At 56.9% G+C, this 1309-nt stretch carries 2 protein-coding genes; both read left to right on the forward strand.

Annotated features, from left to right (window positions below; genetic code table 11):
• The coding region (locus DYP60_RS14395; protein ID WP_165849604.1) for a hypothetical protein at positions 1-431 on the forward strand (431 nt) is incomplete at its 5' end.
• 5 nt (positions 432-436) lie between these two features.
• Positions 437-1309: transposase family protein (locus tag DYP60_RS13870; protein WP_165849605.1), on the forward strand; the 873-nt coding region annotated here is incomplete at its 3' end.

Genomic DNA, 1309 nt, shown 5'->3' on the forward strand with positions numbered 1-1309 from the left:
GGGATGGCCTCTACTCGACAATCTTTCCTGACGATATCATCAGGAACAAACAGTATGGACTCTCCGAGATACGCTGTGTCCTGGAATACAGGAAAGACTTCTCCCTAGCGAGCCCAAGGACAAGAGCCAACTGGAGAGCCTGGTTCAAGGGTATGTGGGAGGCTGTGGTCGCGAGGATCCAGCTGAGCATTGGCTGCAATTTCCCCAAGAAAGACATCTCAACTGCGCTCCTCAGCTTTTGCAAGAAGGTCGGTGATGGCTGGCTCCGCTATGTGCTGGACCTTTTCCACACTGAATCCAACAACCTTTGCATGTTCCTCGACCTGGTTGCCACTACCATCACCCCAGGGAGCGAAAAACTGCACAAACCCCATGTACATGGGGATGCAGGCCTCTTGCCGAAGAGGGGCAAGCCGCCCCCGGGAGGATGAAAACGATGGAATTGAAGGACTTGAGACCGAATGAGATGCAGAAGTACCACACAGCCGGGGAGGTCATCAGCCTTGGCTGCACCGACACGGCCATCAGGCGGGGCCGGACGAAGCTGGGATGCACCAGGAAAACATTGCTGAAGTATGTACGGTGGCATGAAAGTGGGGATGTCTCGTCGTTCAGCCACCACAACAAGGGCCGCAAGCCGGCAACGACCAAGCCACAGGAAACAAGGAAGCTGGTCGAGCAACTGTACAAGGAGAAATACTGCAATGCCAGCTTCACCCATTTCGTAGAGATCCTGAGGGAGGACCACCACATCCACCTGTCGGACGGGACACTGCACTCAATCCTGAAGGGGGCATACCTGGTCTCCCCTTGTTCGAAGAAGGCAACCAGGAGACAGATGGAGAAGCGGCTGAGGCTGGTCGCCAGGAAGGAGCACCTGAGCAAGGCCGAGAGTGAGCAGGTCAACGCAGCCTTTGCCGTACTCGACGACGCCGATGCGCATCCCAGGAGGCCCAGGAGCAAGTATTTCGGTGAGATGGTGCAGATGGATGCCAGCGAGCTCGTCTGGGTCCCCGGGGCGGGCAAGTGGCACCTGCATGTGGCCATAGATGATGCAACAAGCGAGGTGGTGGGGGCATGGTTCGACACCCAGGAGACCCTGGACGGCTATTACCATGTACTGTACATGATCCTCAGGAACTACGGCATCCCCTCGCGCTTCAGGACCGACCGCAGGACCGTCTTCGAGTACAAGTCCCTCTCCAAACCCGATGAGGAAAAGGATACCTTCACCCAGTTTTCCGCAGCCTGCAAGACCCTGGGCATCGAGCTCGAGGCAACCTCCGTACCTCAGCGGAAGGGTCGAATT

The sequence above is a fragment of the Sphaerochaeta halotolerans genome, from assembly GCF_003429665.1.
In the GTDB taxonomy this organism is placed as follows: Bacteria; Spirochaetota; Spirochaetia; order Sphaerochaetales; family Sphaerochaetaceae; genus Sphaerochaeta; species Sphaerochaeta halotolerans.